The 18,056-nt window shown below is 56.3% G+C and carries 11 protein-coding genes; 6 read left to right on the top strand and 5 right to left on the bottom strand.

What is annotated here, in order from left to right; translation table 11 throughout:
- Window positions 1-215 precede the first annotated feature (215 nt).
- The 4 genes from PEL01S_RS31120 to PEL01S_RS31105 all read left to right on the top strand — a co-directional run bounded on the left by PEL01S_RS31120 (window position 216) and on the right by PEL01S_RS31105 (window position 4,964).
- Entirely contained in the window at window positions 216-545 is a 330-nt protein-coding gene (locus PEL01S_RS31120) for a DUF485 domain-containing protein (protein WP_010493559.1), read from the top strand.
- A gap of 3 nt (window positions 546-548) precedes the next feature.
- Complete coding sequence (locus PEL01S_RS31115; protein WP_127462984.1) at window positions 549-2,084, top strand: solute symporter family protein; 1,536 nt, start codon at window positions 549-551, stop codon at window positions 2,082-2,084.
- Between the two features lie 147 nt (window positions 2,085-2,231).
- On the top strand, window positions 2,232-4,688 hold the full coding sequence (locus PEL01S_RS31110; protein ID WP_127462983.1) for a CoA-disulfide reductase: 2,457 nt from the start codon (window positions 2,232-2,234) through the stop codon (window positions 4,686-4,688).
- Window positions 4,689-4,703: 15 nt separating this feature from the next.
- Window positions 4,704-4,964: a metal-sensitive transcriptional regulator gene (locus PEL01S_RS31105; protein WP_010493553.1), complete on the top strand. Its 261-nt coding sequence runs from the start codon at window positions 4,704-4,706 to the stop codon at window positions 4,962-4,964.
- Window positions 4,965-5,089: 125 nt separating this feature from the next.
- On the opposite strand, the gene PEL01S_RS31100 is transcribed toward PEL01S_RS31105, so the two are convergent.
- The 3 genes from PEL01S_RS31100 to PEL01S_RS31090 all read right to left on the bottom strand — a co-directional run bounded on the left by PEL01S_RS31100 (window position 5,090) and on the right by PEL01S_RS31090 (window position 7,136).
- On the bottom strand, window positions 5,090-5,929 hold the full coding sequence (locus tag PEL01S_RS31100; RefSeq protein ID WP_063185782.1) for an SDR family oxidoreductase: 840 nt from the start codon (window positions 5,927-5,929) through the stop codon (window positions 5,090-5,092).
- A 106-nt stretch (window positions 5,930-6,035) separates the two neighbouring features.
- Window positions 6,036-6,446, bottom strand: coding sequence for a MarR family winged helix-turn-helix transcriptional regulator (locus tag PEL01S_RS31095; RefSeq protein ID WP_063185784.1), 411 nt, complete (start codon window positions 6,444-6,446; stop codon window positions 6,036-6,038).
- 87 nt (window positions 6,447-6,533) lie between these two features.
- Entirely contained in the window at window positions 6,534-7,136 is a 603-nt protein-coding gene (locus PEL01S_RS31090) for a TetR/AcrR family transcriptional regulator (protein ID WP_127462982.1), read from the bottom strand.
- 160 nt (window positions 7,137-7,296) lie between these two features.
- Here PEL01S_RS31090 and PEL01S_RS31085 point away from each other — a divergent pair, with 160 nt between their 5' ends.
- Complete coding sequence (locus tag PEL01S_RS31085) at window positions 7,297-7,983, top strand: DUF2306 domain-containing protein (protein WP_127462981.1); 687 nt, start codon at window positions 7,297-7,299, stop codon at window positions 7,981-7,983.
- Between the two features lie 54 nt (window positions 7,984-8,037).
- On the opposite strand, the gene PEL01S_RS31080 is transcribed toward PEL01S_RS31085, so the two are convergent.
- Both PEL01S_RS31080 and PEL01S_RS31075 read right to left on the bottom strand, forming a co-directional pair.
- Window positions 8,038-10,656 carry a winged helix-turn-helix domain-containing protein gene (locus tag PEL01S_RS31080; RefSeq protein WP_127462980.1) on the bottom strand — a complete coding sequence of 873 codons (2,619 nt, stop codon included), beginning with the start codon at window positions 10,654-10,656 and terminating at the stop codon, window positions 8,038-8,040.
- Between the two features lie 76 nt (window positions 10,657-10,732).
- Window positions 10,733-12,994 carry a helix-turn-helix domain-containing protein gene (locus tag PEL01S_RS31075; protein WP_127462979.1) on the bottom strand — a complete coding sequence of 754 codons (2,262 nt, stop codon included), beginning with the start codon at window positions 12,992-12,994 and terminating at the stop codon, window positions 10,733-10,735.
- A gap of 246 nt (window positions 12,995-13,240) precedes the next feature.
- On the opposite strand from PEL01S_RS31075, the gene PEL01S_RS31070 reads away from it, so the two are divergent.
- Window positions 13,241-18,056 (top strand): lamin tail domain-containing protein (locus PEL01S_RS31070; RefSeq protein WP_164824344.1); only part of this gene is annotated, 4,816 nt, incomplete at its 3' end.

Raw genomic sequence — 18,056 nt, 5'->3', positions numbered from 1 at the left:
TTCAGGACGGCTTTTATCCGTTTGAGGGACGTTTTTTGACATTTCGCGCCGAAGTTCAAGTGATCCTTACATTCCTATGCTACAATTATAAAGCGCTTACAAGTAAAATAATGGGATCGGTGAAAAAAGCATCCTGGCTCCGATAGCGCAGCAGCCGGTACTTCCGGCAGACGTTCGACCAAGAGCGACGATCAATCTTTGCAGGAGGGAAACCAATGAAAGAACAATCCCGAAGGAATGCTTACAGCGAAATCGTACGCTCCGATACGTTTCGCAGGCTGATGGTCCAAAAGAAACGTTTTATCCTGCCGATGTCGATCTTCTTCCTCGTGTTCTACTTCATTCTTCCGGTCCTGACCTCGTATTCGCAAGTGCTGAACACCAAAGCGGTCGGTTCGATCACGTGGGCATGGATTTTCGCTTTCGCGCAATTTATTATGACCTGGGTGCTGTGTTCGCTGTATACCCGCAAGGCGGTCGAGTTCGACGCCTTGGCCGAACAGATCAAAGACGAATCCAAAACGAGCTTGCGGAAGGTGGGGTAGCCGATGATGAATACGGCCTTTCTCTTGTTTCTGATCATCGTGGCGGGAACGCTGGTCATTACGTATTACGCGGCCAAAAAAACAAAAACCGCCAGCGAGTTTTACACCGCCGGGGGCGGGTTGACGGGCTGGCAGAACGGTCTGGCCATAGCGGGCGACTATATGTCTGCGGCTTCGTTCTTGGGGATCGCCGGGATGGTGGCGCTGTTCGGCTTCGACGGCTTCTTTTACAGCATCGGCTTTCTTGTCGCGTACCTCGTCGTGTTATATTTGGTGGCGGAGCCGCTGCGCAATTTGGGCAAATATACGATGGCGGATATGATCGCGGCCCGCTTCGACAACAAGAAAGTGCGTGGCGTGGCGGCGCTGAATTCGATTACTATCTCGATCTTCTATATGATCGCGCAATTGGTGGGCGCCGGAGCCTTGATCAAGCTGCTGCTTGGTCTCGAATATTCGACCTCGGTCCTGATCGTCGGAGCGCTGATGACCGTCTACGTCGTGTTCGGCGGGATGACGGCCACGAGCTGGGTGCAGATCATCAAGTGCGTGCTGCTGATGGCGGGAACGTTCATCATTTCGCTGATTGTGTTCGCCAAATTCGACTTTAATCTCCTTCATATGTTCGATGCGATGGCCACGGCTACGCCGCTGAAAGAAGCTTTCCTGAATCCGGGCAACAAGTTTACGAACGGGCTGGATACGATCTCGCTCAATCTGGCGCTTGTGCTCGGTACCGCGGGCCTGCCGCATATTTTGATCCGCTTTTTTACGGTAAAAGACGCCCCGACCGCCAGGAAGTCCGTGGTTGTCGCGACTTGGGTTATCGGGGTGTTCTATGTCATGACGATTTTCCTCGGCTTCGGCGCGGCCGCTTTTGTCGGGAAAGATGTGATCGTGCAGGCGAATGCGGCCGGCAACATGGCGGCTCCGCTTCTGGCCAAGGCGCTCGGAGGAGACTTCCTGTTCGCTTTCGTCTCGGCGGTAGCGTTTGCTACGATTCTGGCGGTCGTTGCCGGACTCGTGCTCTCGGCGGCCTCGGCCTTCGCGCACGACTTCTACAGCCATATTTTGCGTAAGGGGAAGGCAACGGAGAAGGAGCAAGTAAGGTCTGCGAAGCTGGCCTCGATTGGAGTTGCGATCATTTCGATTATACTGGCGCTGTTTGCCCAGAAGCTGAACGTTGCTTTTCTGGTCTCGCTGGCCTTCGCCGTAGCCGCAAGCGCCAATCTGCCGGTTCTCGTGTTCACCGTGTTCTGGCGCAGATTCAATACCGCCGGCGCCGTGACGGGTATGCTCGTAGGCTTGATCAGCTCGTTGATCCTGGTGTTGGTCAGCCCTAACGTGTGGGACCCGGTCGCAGGGAAGGCCATTCTCGTCGGGGAGCCGCTGATTTCACTGACGAATCCGGGCATCATCTCGATCCCGATCGGATTCGTAGGCGCCATCGCCGGAACCTTGCTATCCTCCAAGCGCAACGACGAGAAGTACGATGAGATTCTGGTAAAAGCGAATACGGGCATGCAAGAGGTCGTGTGAGTTGAAGAGAAATAACGTTGAAGTTGTTCAGGGAGTCGTGCAGGCGCACGGCTCTTTTTCTCGTTGTCCGGTTGACTAATATACCCCCATAGGTATATTATATACCCCATAGGGTATTTATCATGATACAGAAAAGGACTGATTGCCGTGTCTAAAAATATTGTCATCGTTGGCGGAGTGGCGGGCGGCGCTACGGCGGCTGCCCGATTAAGACGTTTGAATGAGCACGATTCGATCACGATGTTCGAACGCGGGGAGCATATTTCGTTTGCCAATTGCGGGCTGCCTTATTATATCGGAGGGACGATTGCGTCCCGTGACAAGCTGCTGCTTCAAACGCCACGGGGAATGAAGGACCGGTTCGGCATCGACGTCAAGGTGCGTACGGAAGTGACGGCGATCGACCGGGCGGGCAAAAAAGTCCGGGTGAAGCAGTTGAATACCGGCGAAGAAGCGGAATATCCGTACGATGTTCTCGTGTTATCGCCGGGAGCGAAGCCCATCGTGCCGGAGATTCCCGGCTTAGCCGAGGCGGAAGCGGTGTTTACGCTGCGCAATATTCCCGATACGGACCGGATTCACGGCTGGATTGACGAGCACAAGCCGCGTCATGCCGCCATTATCGGCGGAGGGTTTATCGGCGTCGAAATGGCCGAAAACCTGCGCCATCGCGGTCTTGAAGTGACGCTGGTGGAGCGGAACGGGCAGGTGCTGGGGCCGCTTGACCCCGAGATGGCCAAGCCGGTGGAACGGCACATGCGTCTCCAAGGAGTAGATCTTGTGCTTGGTGCGTCCGTCGTTGCCATCGAAGATCGAGGGAAAACGCTGCGCCTGTCTTCAGGGCAAGTCCTCCGGACAGATATGCTGCTGCTGGCGATCGGCGTGACGCCGGAGAGCGGATTAGCCCGTGAAGCGGGGCTTGAGCTTGGCATGAAGGGAGCTATCCGTGTAAACGAGCGGCTGCAAACGAGCGATCCGTCCATCTACGCGGTGGGCGATGCGATCGAAGTCAAAGACCGGACGCTCGGCTTCGAAACGGTGGTGCCGCTCGCTTGGGGGGCTAACCGCCAAGGGCGGCTGGTTGCGGACGCGATTCAAGGGCGGAAAGCGTCTTACTCCGGGGCTTACGGAACGGCGATTGTCCAAGCGTTCGACCTGACCGCGGCTGTCACCGGGGTGAATGAGAAGACGTTGAACAAGCTGGGGGTTCCGTACGAGGCTATTCACATCCATCCGGCCTCCCACGCCGGGTATTATCCCGGAGCTGCGCCACTGTCGCTCAAGCTGCTGTTCGATAAAGCAACCGGCACCATTTACGGCGCGCAAGCCGTCGGGCAGGACGGGATAGACAAGCGGATCGACGTGATTTCCGCGGCGATGCGCGGAGGGTTGACGGCAGGCGAGCTGGCCGATCTGGAGCTGGCGTATGCGCCGCCGTATTCGTCGGCCAAAGACCCGGTTAACATGGCGGGCTACGTCGCGTCCAATGTAATGGAAGGCTTGGTCGAGACGATGCAGTGGCACGAGGTGGATGCGTATGTTGAGGGCGGCGGACTGCTCGTCGACGTCCGGGACGACGCCGAACGGATGGCGGGCTACATTCCGGGTTCGGTCTGCATTCCGCTGAACGATTTGCGCAACCGGCTGCACGAGCTGCCGCTCCAGCATCCGGTCGTCGTTTCGTGTCAGGTCGGCTTGCGGGGGTATGTTGCGGCTCGGCTTCTTCAGCAGCACGGGTACAAGGTGCGCAATTTGGACGGGGGCTACAGGACGTACGCCGCGATGGCTGACGAGCCGCCCCTTCCGGCTCCCGAGACGGGCAGCGGTCCGTCGGCGGTGCCGGCCGATTCCCCGGTCCCGGCTTCTCCCGTTCAAGCTCAGGTTCAGGTCGACGCTTGCGGATTGCAGTGTCCAGGCCCTATTATGAAAGTATACGAAGCGGTCAGGCAGATGGCGCCAGGAGAACGGCTCGAAGTGAAGGCCACCGATTTCGGATTCACCGCGGATATTGCCAAATGGTGCGAAAAAACAGGCAATCCGCTGGAGACGGTCGAATCTTCACCCGAAGGCGTGCGGGCGGTGCTCGTAAAAAGGGTCGATGCCGCACCGCAGCAATCCGACCCGGCTTCGTCCAAAAACGGCGCGACCATGGTCGTGTTCAGCGGCGACCTGGACAAAACGATCGCCGCCTTCATCATCGCTTCAGGGGCCGCGGCAATGGGCAAGCCGGTCACGATGTTTTTCACCTTCTGGGGCTTGAACGTGCTGCGCAAGGCCGAAGTCCCGGCCGTAAAGAAGGACGGCTTGGAGGCGATGTTCGGAATGATGATGCCCAAAGGCGCGACCGCCCTTCCTTTGTCCAAAATGAACATGGGAGGTCTTGGCGCCAAGATGATACGCCGCGTCATGCAGCGCAAAAATGTCGATTCGCTGGAAGCCTTGATGGGCAATGCGATCCGGTCCGGCGTCAAGCTGGTCGCTTGTACGATGAGCATGGATATTATGGGCATCCGCAAGGAAGAATTAATCGACGGTATCGATTATGCCGGCGTGGCGACCTATTTAGGCGATGCCGAGGATTCGGGCTTGAATTTGTTTATTTAGAAGAGGTGAGTCGGTATGGAATACGATAATGCGGTCAAGAACCGGCTGAAGCGGATCGAAGGGCAAATCCGCGGAGTGCTCGGCATGCTGGAAGAAGGAAAAGATTGCAGAGACATCGTAACGCAGCTGTCCGCGATAAGGACGGCCGTGGACCGGACGATCGGCACGGTTATCGGGGCGAATCTGGAGCATTGTATCCGTGAGGAGTTGGAAAAAGGCAACTCGCCCGATCAAGTGATCCAAGAAGCCGTGCAGCTGCTGGTCAAGAGCCGGTAGAGGGGGCAGAGGTCTGGGCTGTACGTTGAGACAACTCCTTGCGTCGACACGGAATTTTGCGGCGGCTCCGGCATCCGGGCATAGAAAGAGGCGCAGCCTAATTGGACTGCACCTCTCTTTTCATTTTACATATTCAATTGCAGCTTCCGGGTATTCAGCATGCCGTCGAGTCCGGTAGGATCTTGCCCCACTTTGAAACGTACGAAATCGTCTGCCTGCTCCGATGTGCGGATGCGCAGCGGCTTCGTCTCCATGTTCACCAGCTTCAGCATCACCTCAGCGACGGACTCCGGCGTCTGCGGAACGGCATTCCGTTTGGAGAAGGTGCCGATATACGTTTCGAAAACGGGCTTGTATTCATCGTCGCGGATGCCGCCGGTTTGTTCGACATGCGAGAGTACGGTGCTGTTGAAATGGGTCGCGATCGCGCCGGGCTCGAGCAATGTGACGTCGATGTTAAAAGTCGGCTTGTAGTAAGTGGCCAAGCTCTCTAACAAGCCTTCGACTGCAAATTTGCTCGCGCAATAAATTTCGTTTAAAGGTTGACCGACTAACCCGCCAACGCTTGTCGTAGCTACAAGATGACCGGATGCCGCCTTGCGCAGGAGCGGGAGCCCGGCACGAATGGTATGCATGACTCCATAGACGTTTGTATCGAAGACGGTTTGAATTTCCTCGAACGTAGCCTGTCCCAGAGGACGTAAAAAGCCAAAGCCTGCATTTGCGAAAAGCACGTCCAAATGGCCGTGCCTCTCTTCGATCGTTGCGAAAGCCCGCTCTAACGACTCGGGCTGCGTGACCTCCATTTCAAGGAAATGAAGGTTGGGGCGACCGCCGTGCTGCTCCTGATCGCGCAGGACGTTGCGGGTGCCTGCATAAACCGTCCACCCCTGGTCGGCGAATAAGATCGCGGTTGCGAGTCCGATGCCGGAGGAAGCCCCGGTAATGGCAATAATTTTATTCATGCATTAATCACTCCTAATGTTTATTGTTCATTAACTAAACAATATAGAAATTAAACAATAAAGTCAAGACAGGTTAAAAAAATCCCAACGCATAAGGCATTGGGATCTACAAAGGCAATTTCTCCAAAAGCTGCTTCAAGGACGCGAGCTCGTCCGCCGAGTAGTTAGCAAAAAGCTTTTCAATTTTCTTGTTGTACGCATCGAGAATCGCATTTACAAGCTCATTTCCTTGATCCGTCACTTGGAGGGACAGGCTCCTGCGACTGTTCGGATGCGGCTTCCGGACAACGAGATTTTGCTCTTCCAGCTTATCCAGAAGCTGAGTGACGGCTCCCCGCGTCAAGCCGAACTCATTCGCGATGTCAACGGCAATGGAATCCGGATGCTTGCGCAAATATTCGAGCGTATACATCATAATCGGCGAAATGCCATAGGCAGGGAGTATTTGCGTTAAGTAGGCGGAAAGCACACTTTTGATTTCCCGAAATTTAGAAGTAATCAGATGATTGAGTTCCATGGGGACGTCTCCCTTAATTGTTAACTTCCTATACATTATACCAACAGGGTAATTAAAATACACGCCAAACGCTTCAGCATGAGTCCCTTATTTTTCCGAAGCTCGCTTATAGGTGCCCAGCAATTGCTCAATATGCTTCATCGCATAGCCGACATGCTTGTTGTCCCGGGTCAACCGGCTGGCCATAATGCCGCCTTCGATCGTGGAGAAGACGAAGGAAGCCACCGATTCGGTATCCAGGTCGGCTCTGTATTCCCCGTCGGATATACCCTGCTGCAAAATGCTTTGCAAAAACGACAGCATCCCATTGTAAGCTGCTAGCGCGTGCTCGCGCATGCTGGGGTACGAATGATCGCTTTCAATAGCCGTATTTAAAAAGGGGCAACCGCCTTGGAGCGGAGGATGATGAACCGCATCGCGGTATACGCCGCACATCGCCAATATTTTCTCCGTAGCGGTCTCGGAGCCTTGCATCGCCGCCGAGAAATGCTCCCACAGCACCTTCCCCGCATATTCGAACGCGGCAAAAGCAATTTCGTCTTTATTGGAGAAATTGCGGTAAATGCCTCCTTTGGTTAAGCCGGTCGCTTCCATAATATCCTGTATCGTTGATCCGGAGTATCCCTTTAGATTAAACAGCTCCGCGGATTTTTTAATGATATGGGCCTTCGTTTGTTCGCCTTTGCGCATGGACAGATTCCTTTCTCGCCTTATCTTTGTGCGGAATTCAAGGACGCTCTTGCTCGTACATATATTGTAACATTTTATGGGTGAGGTATAGTACTTGATAATATATAATAAAAAAAGAACCGGACGGTTCGGTCTCTAAATTGGAAAGGGGATAGTTCGCATGAGAAGGCTGCAAAGCAGGAGCAAGTCGCTGTATCTGCTCATGATCGTCGTTGCTGTCGTTTACATGCTTTACGTGATGTACGTTAATTTCGTTCATGACCCGCAAGCGGCTGAATTTCTGAGCCATAAAACCGGTCTGAAGCGCCCCGTCGTTCTCCCGATCTGGTTAAATGTGATGTATGTTCATATTGTGTTCGCCTGCGTGGCCATGATCGCGGGGGCCATTAATTTTTCAACGAAAATATTAAGCAAGCACCGGAGGCTGCACCGGGTAAACGGCTACGTATACCTCCTGTCCGTTGCGGTTGTCGTCCTCACTTCCGGCTATATGGCCCCTTACTCGACGGGAGGAAAAATCAACAGCATTGCATTTAATGTGATGAATCTCATTTTTATGGGATTGACCGTCGCAGCGATTGTGCAAATCAAGCGAAAACAGGTCGACAGCCACCGGAAATGGATGGTTCGCAGCTACGCTTTTTGCTTCACGAATCTATTCATCCATATGTTCACGTTTATGTTTCATAACGGGTTCGGCGTCGAATATGCGCTCAGCTATACGCTGGGAGTCTACGGGGCGCTAGTGCTGAATTTCGCGCTGGCCGAGCTCGTCATCCGCTGTATTTATACCAGACCTGTGGCCATCGTGCCGCCAGGAAACAAGAAAGATAAGGCCATCGCCTGACATTCGGCTATTTTGCCGGAAAAAAAGCACCATCCGACGGACGGTGCTTTTTCGCTACTCGCTATTCAAGCCGGATGAATCCTGCCGATCGAAAAGCCCCAGCTCCTGCGCCCGCAGCAGTGCTTGGGTACGTGAGGAGACGCCCAGCTTGCCGTATATTCGGGACAGGTATACCTTCACCGTGCCTTCGCTTAATGCATGCTCCAGGGCGATCTGCTTGTTCGAGGCGCCTTGCCGGATGCCGTTCAGCATTCTCCATTCGCTTGGCGTCAGCGCCTCCACGAGCCCGGCGGAAGAAGGGACGGCGGGCGGATCGTCCGGCTGCGGGAACCATCCGAGCAGCTTGCCCGCATAGGCGGTCAAGCGCGTTTCTAGCTCCGATGCGCTTCGCCGCGCGACGTACTGCTGAAGCAGCCGGGCCATCGCCGGGCCCTCGTCCACAAAGCTGCGGATGTATGTATAAGGCTCGGCGACGCTGAGCGCTTCGTGCAGAAAGTCGAGCGCTTGACCCGACTGCCCGCGCCGCTGCTCCATCAGCGCCTGCTGGATCGGAATCTCGATCATGCTGATCAAGCAGCCTTCCCTGCGGCCTTGCGGCTTTAGCTGCTCTAGCAGGCGAAGGGCTTCGTCTTCCTTGCCCAGGGCTCCCAGCAGGCGGGTGGCACTCAAAACCTCTATTTCCCGATTGTACGTCGGCTTGCGGTCTAGTGGCAGCTGCAGCAGGGCGATCTGCCCGGCGGCCTCATCGATCTGGCCCTGCAATAAATGAATTCGCGCCCGGAACGCCCGGAGCGGGCGAACCCAATAGTATTCGGCATGGCGGGACGCGAAGTCGATCGCTTCATCCATCGTTTCCCCCGCGAGCGACAGACGGCCTTCGGCGATATCGATCCGGGCCTGCGTAATGCGGTTCGGCACGAACAAGCCGGGAATCCGCTTGGCCCGGGACACTTTCTCCACCTGCTCCGACAATTGACGGCTTTCCTCCAAGCAGTTCCACTCATACATGGACTCGGCCAACGTCTGCACGACATATTGATTGATCAGCGACTCTTTCCAGCCGCGGGCTTCGAGCATTTGTACGAACCGTCTGCCGATCTTCCCCGCTTCGTCGGACAGCGCGCCCTTCAAACCGAAGGCGGTGCGGCGGACCAAAGGCTCCGATTCGTTGAAATTGAAATTGTAGAAGACCGGGTCTTCCGGCAGCAGCTCGTTCATCCGCTCGGCAAACGCATACCATTGCTCATACCGGCCGCTAGAAAACATCAGATTCGCTTTGACGAAAAACAATCCGCTGCGCACGCTGTCCCGGATTTCGGGAGCATATTCGCCGTTGGCGAGCCGAATCTCAACGGTACGCATCTCGTCCTCGGCGCGTTCGAATTGTCCGGTCACGATCAGCAGAAAAGCATACAGCAAATGCAGCTGAGACGGCCAAGCTGTACGGGCAGGAAAGCAGGCGAACCAGCTCAGCAGGGTGGCGAACTCTCCCCGCAGTAGCACCGTCAAGATGTGCTTGTCGAGGAGGCCCGAGGCGAGCGCGTAATCTTCGGCGGCGATCGCATGGTCGATTGCGTCGTCGAACAGCCCCCGCTCGGCAAAGCCAAGGCTTGCCAACCGGTTTAACCGGGTCCATTGCTGCGGCTGCTCGTGCCTCAGACGAGTGCGCAGAAATTCCGAGAAGACATGGTGATACCGGAACCACGTATGACCGTTGTCCAGCGCAACGACGAACAGATTGCGGCTGCGAAGCCGTTCCAGAAGAAGCCGGCTGTCGCCGCGAAGCGTCACCGTGTCGCAGATCGAAGCATCCATACGCTGCAGCACGGACGTTTGCAGCACGAACTCATACAGCTCTGCCGACAGCCGGGACAGCACCTCATGAAACAAATAATCCGCAATGTTAAGATCGGTGCCGGAGAAGTCTTGCACTAGCCGTTCGTAATCCGGGCGCTCTTGGAGCGAGAGGGACACGAGCTGCAAGCCGGCGGCCCAGCCCTCCGTCACCCCGAGCACCTTGGCGATGTGATCGGCAGACAATGGAAGGTTCACGACTTCCCGGTAAAAAATCTCCGCCTCCTCGCTGGTAAACAGCATATGAGGCGCCGGAATATCCGTTCGTTCATCCCGCACCAGCCACTTGGCTGTCGAAAAGGGAAGCTCCGTCCGGCTCGCGATCAGCAAATGCATGTTGTCCGGCAAAATATCGATCATGTAGCTGACGCTTTCATGAATGCTTTTGTCGTACAGGCAGTGGTAGTCGTCCAGAATCAAGGCCGCAGGCCGGTCCAGCGAATGCAGCTCGTTCATCATGACATCGATCACGGTATCGACGGAGCCCTGCGGAAGCGTATGCAGCACAGGCGCCATCAGCTCGGCGAATCCAGGGATAATGGCGGCGTCCACAGCGTGAACGACATAACGCCAGAAGCGGGCCAGATCGTTGTCTCGCTCGTCCAGCGATACCCAAGCGGCCGCTTGTTCGTTATGACGAACCCATTGGCAGAGAAGGGTCGTCTTGCCGAACCCAGGCGGGGCGCAGACGGTGGTGAGTCTTCCCTTCATGCCTTTGGAAATTTTGTGCAGAAGACGATCCCGCGCTACAAGCGTTTCGCGGGTAAGGGGCGGTGAAATTTTGCTTTTTAGCACGACGGGCTCTGAGTAGCGAATCATAATTCCTCCGCAGAACGGTTAAGTTGATCTCTTTCCCATTATACTTGATTCGCTATATTCAGTTCTATCCCCTGTCTCACGAAGTGCGCGCCACCGTTTGCGTTCTCCGGTATTCGCCGGGCGATAGGCCGGTGCGGTTTTTGAACATCCGGTTAAACGAGGAAATATTGCGGTAGCCGACCTGCTCCGCGATTTCCTGAATGTTCATGCCGGTTTCGAGCAGCAGCTCCTGCGCCTTCCGGACGCGGATGTCATGCAGATGGTCGGTAAAATTGACCCCGGTTTTTTCTTTAATATAGGTGGAGACGTAGGCCGGCGTCAGGTTCAGCGTCCCCGCCAGCGCCTCCAGCGAGAGGTCCTCCGCATAATGACCTTGAAGCACGCTGAGCACATGCTCGACGATCGGATCGGACGCTTCCTTTTTCTCCTTGATGAATACGGTGACGGCGTTCAGGAACGCTTGCAGCGTGCCGCGGTATTCTTCCAGCGTGCAGCATTCCCCGAGCTGCTGGATCATCGGCTTCAGCCGCCAGGAGGTGCTTGCCTCCACCTTGTAATGCTCCACGATTTTTTGCGCCTGCGCCGAGACGGAAGACGCGAACAGACGGAACCGCCGGACGCTAGCTTCGTCCCGGTCCAGCTCGTCCAGCCATTGGTCGACGAGACGGACGGCTTCGGCTGCATTAGCCGCTTGCAGCGCGGCATTCAGTTCCTGTTCCTGCGTCAGCGTCAGCGCATAGACGGACGGGTCGTTGCGGCACTCCAGCACGATCTGCATCTCCTCAAGCAGTCTCGCTTGCCGGGCCATCTCCTGCACCTGCTTGTAGGCGTGCCCGAGCTGGGCGGAATGCCCGAACCACGAGCTGACGGCCGCCGTGACAAGACAATGGCGCCGGTCGCGGTCGAGCATCGGCTTCAGCTCCTCCAGCATCGCTACCAAGCGGTCCCGTTCGTTGCCCGGCACGACGGACAGGAATTGATGCGCCTCCATCCGGAACGTATAGGAGCCGGGGAAACGCTCGTCCGTCACCAGCTTGAGGTGTTCGCCGATCGATTGGGCAGCGAGCTCCCGGTTGATCGGCATATCCACGAACGCGGCGGAGCGGAAGCGAAGCTCGTAGAGCACAATGGTGAACGTCTCCGCATCATGCGGAATGCTGTGCCAGTCGCTCAGCTCGTGATTGATATTTTTCAATTTGGCGATATAGTCGTAGCCGTTCAACACGGATTGCTGCTGCCGCAGCTCGCCGAGGATCTCGTCTTTCTCCTTGAGCAGCGTCTGGATTTTATGGCCGATCAGGTCGAACTCGTGGATCTGGCTATCCAGTGCCGTCTCGCCGGGGTTCGATATGGACGAGAGCAGTTCCCGGACCGGTTTATGAATTCGTTTGCTGAACAGGACCGACAGCACGAGACTGACGATGACCGCCGCCGCCATCACAAGCAGCATGAGCTTGTTCAGCCGGTTCGCCTCTTCGGCGAAGCTTAAGCCCGGAACGGTCAGGATGTATTGCAAGCCGTCCGCATCTTGTTGGCTGAAGTAGTAGTTGCCGTCCAGCACCGTATAATCCGACCCGCCGCCGGCAGCCGGCGGCGCGGTCAGCAGTCCGTCCGGCAGCTCCGGTCCACCGGTATCCGTCCGGTACAGGACGCGCCCGTCCGGCCTCAGAATGGTCAGGTTGAGAGGGGAATGCTCCCCGGCAATCGCTTGCCGCAGCCGTTCGGCGTCGATCATCGCGACGACCAGGTAGCTTGCCGTCGGCGGCTTGATGGAATACGGAATGAGCGTTTTTTCCTCCGGATGCTCCGCCGGATTAAAGAACGAAGCCGCCGGATGAATGACATAGTTCGGCTCGCGTTCGAACTGCGCTTTCCAATACGAAAGAGAATACGTTTCGCTCGTGAAGATGTCGGAGAAAAGCCGTTCTTCTTCGGTGGCGCCCTTCTTGTCCACCAACAGCGGAACCGGCTTGAACAGCAGCATCATATTGTGCAAATACAGTTCCGGCTCCCGTACGATCACTTGGATGTCATCCACAATCGCGTCGGTTTTGAACGAATTCTTCTGCGTCATCGAGATGATGAGGCGGTTCAGCCGAGTCACGTCCTTGTCCGTGTACTGCTTGTACAGGGCGTTCTTTACCCGCTCGAACTGGGAGTGATACCGGTCCGCCGCATTACGCAGCGTCAACCGGTTCTGTTCGATCCGTTCGCCGTGAAGGCGGTTTTTGACGAGCGAGAAGATGGCGACATCGACCAATGCGAAGATGACGATCAGGATCATAAAGCTCGTTAATATTTTACGAAATAAAGATTGGCGAACAAGCAAACCGATCATGCGGACAGGCTCCTTTATTGTCTTAATACTTTTATTGTAGCGCAATAACGGGGGGCAAAGGTATGGGCACTTTTTTCGATCCTATGCATTTTTAACGATTTGGCGGTTCACAAAAGCTTAACGGGCGGATGCCAAGCGGTGCAAAGGATCGAAGAAGATGTGTATAGGCAGCTTGGACGCTCCCGGGTATAGTTCGATTTGGAAGACGGAAATCCACCTACAAGACCAGACGGGAGTGTGCAAAGCGTGTTTAACAGGAAGTGGAAATCATGGGTTTCGGCACTGACGGTGGGCGGTCTGTTGCTCGGACTGCTGCCTCCGGGCGGATGGGGGACGCCGGCAGCGGAGGCGGCCGATACGCCGGATTATGGCAAAGTGCCCAGGCTGCTTATTACGGAGCTTGTCCCCGACAGCACGAATGTGAAGGGAAAAGCCGTCGATGCGTACGAGTTCATCGAGGTATACAACAACTCGAAGCAGACGGTTAACTTTAAGGACTATACGCTGGCTTACCTTGCCGGATCGAGCGAGACGGTATGGTCGGCAGTCTATAACAATGATATGGCGATTCCGCCGCAGCAGACGATCGTGCTGTGGGTCATGAACGCCGACAATACGAATGAACCGACCGCCGCATTCAATGCGAATTACGGCACGTCGCTGCAGGAAAACGTCAACTTGTTCCGCGTGAACGGCGGCGGGGGCATGTCGAACAGCGCGCCCCGGAGCCTGCTGGTGAAGGACAAGAGCGGCAGCGTCATCTCTTCCGCATCGTATCAGAACGACGCCCAGACGGTTCAGGACATGGGCATCGTGTATCAATATCCGACGGACGGCAGCGTCAACATGACGATGAGCAGCGCGGGAACGACGGCGGCGTCGCCGGGCCGGGTCGAGGCCTTTCAGATACCGGCGCTGACGCCGGACGACGTGCCGTCGGGATCGAACCTGCAAATCAGCCATACGCCTCCTGCGGTAGCGTCGAATGTGGACGATTTGCCGATTTCGGCCGTATTTACCGGGAACCAGCAGACGGTAACCGCTGCGGTCTATTATAAAACCGGGTCGCAGTCGGCGTTCACGTCGCTGCCGATGTCTGCCGCTCCGGGCGGCGGCTATACAGCGAAAATTCCGCGGGAGTCGCTGGCCGAATCCGTGCTGCAGTATTTCATTCAAGCGAAGGACGGCAGCCGGACGGTGACCTCGGAGACGTATACGGTAACGGTGAAGCTGCCCGACTTCGATTATTCGAAGCTGCCGCCGATCCTCGTGACCGAATTGCTGCCGAACAGCACGAATGTCGGAGGAGCGGACGGCTACGAATTTATCGAGATTTACAACAATACGGACCAGCCGATTAACTTCAAGGACTACAAGCTGTACTACCGGTATACCGACTCGGGGCCGGAGGACGACGTCATTTGGCTGACGGACCGGGAAGACTTGATTCTTCCGCCGAAGAAGCCGTTCGTGTTCTGGGTCATCAACAGCCAAAATACGGCCAAAACCGTAGCGGATTTTAACGCGGCCTACAAGACAAATCTGGTGGAAAATACGGACATCGTCAAAGTATACAGCGACGGGATGGCCAATGGCTCCAAACGGGGCGTTTCCATCGGAACCAATACGCACGTCGACGTGTCCGTTGCGTATTATGACGGCTCGCTGCCGAACGAAACGAATGAAAATTACGGCATCGTCTACAAGTATCCGATGGACGGAACGGGTACGATGATCAAGGCGAGCGCCGGATTGAAGCCGGCCAGTCCGGGAAGCCTGGAGCCGTGGCAAGTGCCGGCGCAATCGCTGATCGTTACCCCGGATACGGCGGCTCCGACGGTGGCGAACCTGACCCAGGCGTCGCAAGTGGAGCAGTGGAGCAACCTGATGCTGGTCGCCGATGCCATGGATGACCGTCAGGTGCTGACGACGGCGCTTTATTTCCGCTCCGACAACCAGGCGGAGTACACGAAACGGTACCTGTACCAGAACTACAACGATAAAAAGTATCATTATACGGTGTATTCGCCCGACCTGATCGGCAAATCGTATATCGAGTATTATTTCAAGGTGTCCGACGGGACAAACGAGACGACGTCTCCCGTATACCGTGCGAACGTGACCGGGGGGATGAATAAAGACGGCCTTCGCTTGAACTTGAAGGACGGGGAGCTCGTATCCGGCCAGCGTATCGTCAAGGCGGCTGCAGGGCAGTCCGGCCCGGATGCGGTGAAGCTGGCCATCGACGGTCAAGACCTGTCTTCCCAGACGTATGCTGCCATGGAGAGCGATGCCTATTTTGCTTTCGAGGCGGCCTCGGTCGATTATTATTTCAAAAACGCCGTGACCATCGGCAAAGAAATTATCTATACGTTCCAAGACCCGATCCCGACGTACCAGACCCTATCGGTGCCAATCGGCGCAGACCGCTTGCGGGCAGGCAGCAACGTATTTTCGATCCGGGCGGGCTCGAAGTCTTCTCCGTTCGACGATCGGCCGGAGGAAAACAAGGACGATTTCAACGTGAAAAACGTGCGACTCGTGCTCGCCGACGGAACGGCCCTGTATGACCCCAAGTATGCCAATAAGGAAAAAGAGATCAAGATGGGCGACAGCGAAGGCCGTTTCGAGGCGCTCGATTTCCAATTCAATCTGGATGCCAATCAATTGAAGGCCAAAGCGTACGCTTGGGATACGAAGCAGTTGAGCGACGGCGTCCACCAAGTGACGGCCACCAGCGCGGTGTACGGTACGGTGACGGCGAACGTGACGGTCGACAACACCGCTCCGGTCATCGAGCCTTCGGTCGAAAGCGGCAAGGTGTACCGGGGAGCGATCACGCTTGATGCGAAGGTAACGGATGCGCAGACGGGCGTGAAAGCCATCGAGGCGGTGTTGAACGGCAAGCCGGTTACGCTGCCGTATGTGACGACCTCCTCGCAGCTTGGCAAGGGGACGCATACGCTCGTGATCCGGGCAGCGGACAACGTGGGCAACAAGGCGGAAAGCACGGTCAGCTTCGAGGTACCGGAGGAAGATCCGCATAAACCGACGGTTGTGGCGCCTGTCGACGGGCAGACCGGTGTCGATCCGAACGCCATGCTGAAGGTGAAGGTCGAGGACCCGAACAACGACGAGATGAACGTGGCGTTCTATCGCGGGTTTCACTATGGCGGCAGCCATCGGGCCGGTTTGACCGCCAAGCGGGGCGCGGCGGATATCGAGCCGCCGAAGCAGCTGGAGCTGGCCGGGGAGAAGGAGTTCACCGAGGAAGACTACCGGAAAATCAGCGCGGCGGACGGCGATTATCTGATCGACGATTCCGTCGGTCAATTCCCGTACCACCGTTTCGAAGCGAAGCTGGACTCGTCCGTTCAAGCAACGGACCGCGTGAAGGTGGAATGGCAGGGCAAATCGCTCGAAGGCCGCAAGGTCAGCCTGTACGGCTGGAGCCCGAAGGCGCAGCAGTGGACGATGCTCGACAGCAAGGTGGCGGGAGCGGAAGATTTTGCCTTGACCGCTACCGTGGCTGCCGGGGAGTACAATACGAACGGCACGATCCAATTAATCGTGCAGGACGAGCTTCCGGTGTCGCAGCAGCCGTACGATTTTTCGTTCTTGTGGATGTCTGACACGCAGTACTACTCGGAAAGCTACCCGGAAATTTACCGGCGCAACGTGCAGTGGATTGCCGAGAATCAGGACGCGATGAAGATCAAATACGTCGTCCATACCGGTGATATTGTGGATGAAGCGGACAAAGAGTACCAGTGGATCGAAGCGGATCAGGACATGAAGGTGCTGGAGGATGCGAAAGTTCCTTACGGCGTGCTTGCGGGCAATCATGACGTGTCCCATCAGCTGTCGGACTATACGCAGTACTGGAAATATTTTGGCGAAGACCGCTTCAAGAAGCAGCCGACCTTCGGCGGGTCCTATCAGAACAACCGCGGTCATTACGACTTGGTTTCCGCGGGCGGCAACGATTTTATTTTCGTCTACATGGGCTGGAACATCGGCGATGCCGAAATTCAGTGGATGGACGAGGTGTTGAAGCAGTACCCGGACCGCAGAGCGATTTTGAACTTCCATGAATTTTTGCTCGTTTCCGGCAACCGGGCCCCGATTGCGGATAAAATTTACGAGCAGGTCGTGAAGCCGAACAAAAACGTCATTGCCGTCTTGAGCGGCCACTATCACGATGCGGAAACGAAGATCGATCCGATCGACGACGACGGCGACGGCAAACCGGACCGCACCGTGTACCAAATGCTTGCGGATTATCAAGGTGCCGAAAAAGGAGGGCTCGGCTACATCCGCCTGCTGCAATTCGATGTAAACAAGAACAAAATTTACGTTAAAACGTATTCGCCGTATTTGGACGACTACAACTACTACGATCCGAAGGAGTATCCGGGCAAGGACGAGCTCGAGCTGGACGTGAACCTGACACCGATGCAGAAGCGCGTGGCGACGGACTACATGAGCATCAGCGTGTATACGGACCAAGTGATCGGTCAGGCGGCTCAGGTGGCCGCAGGCCAGGAGGCATCCGTCGTTTGGAGCGGTCTGCAGCCGCAAAGCTACTACCAATGGTATGTGCAGGCGGCGGATAACAACAGCGGGCAAACGCTGTCGGACATCTGGGGCTTCACGACGGGCGCTGCGCCGACGGATGGCACGGACAAAACCGCTCCGGTATGGCCGGAGGGAAGCGCGCTGAAGGCGTCGGACGTGACGGATACGGCGGTAACGTTAAGCTGGAACGCCGCGACGGACAATGTGGCGGTTACCGGCTACCGGATCAAGAGCGGGGATAAAGAGCTGGCCAAGCTGTCTGGTGACAAGCTGTCGTACCGCGTGACGGGTCTGAGCAGCGACACCCGCTACACGTTCCAAGTCGAAGCGGTAGACGCCGCGGGGAACTGGACGGCCGGCCCGAGCGTCACCGTGCGGACGGAAAGTGCTCCGGTATGGCCGGAGGGAAGCGCGCTGAAGGCGTCGGACGTGACGGATACGGCGGTAACGTTAAGCTGGAACGCCGCGACGGACAATGTGGCGG

This window comes from Paenibacillus elgii NBRC 100335 (assembly GCF_004000865.1).
In the GTDB taxonomy this organism is placed as follows: domain Bacteria; phylum Bacillota; class Bacilli; order Paenibacillales; family NBRC-103111; genus Paenibacillus_G; species Paenibacillus_G elgii.
The sequence above is the reverse complement of the archived record's forward strand: the minus strand, read 5'-3'. Positions and strand labels throughout refer to the sequence as shown.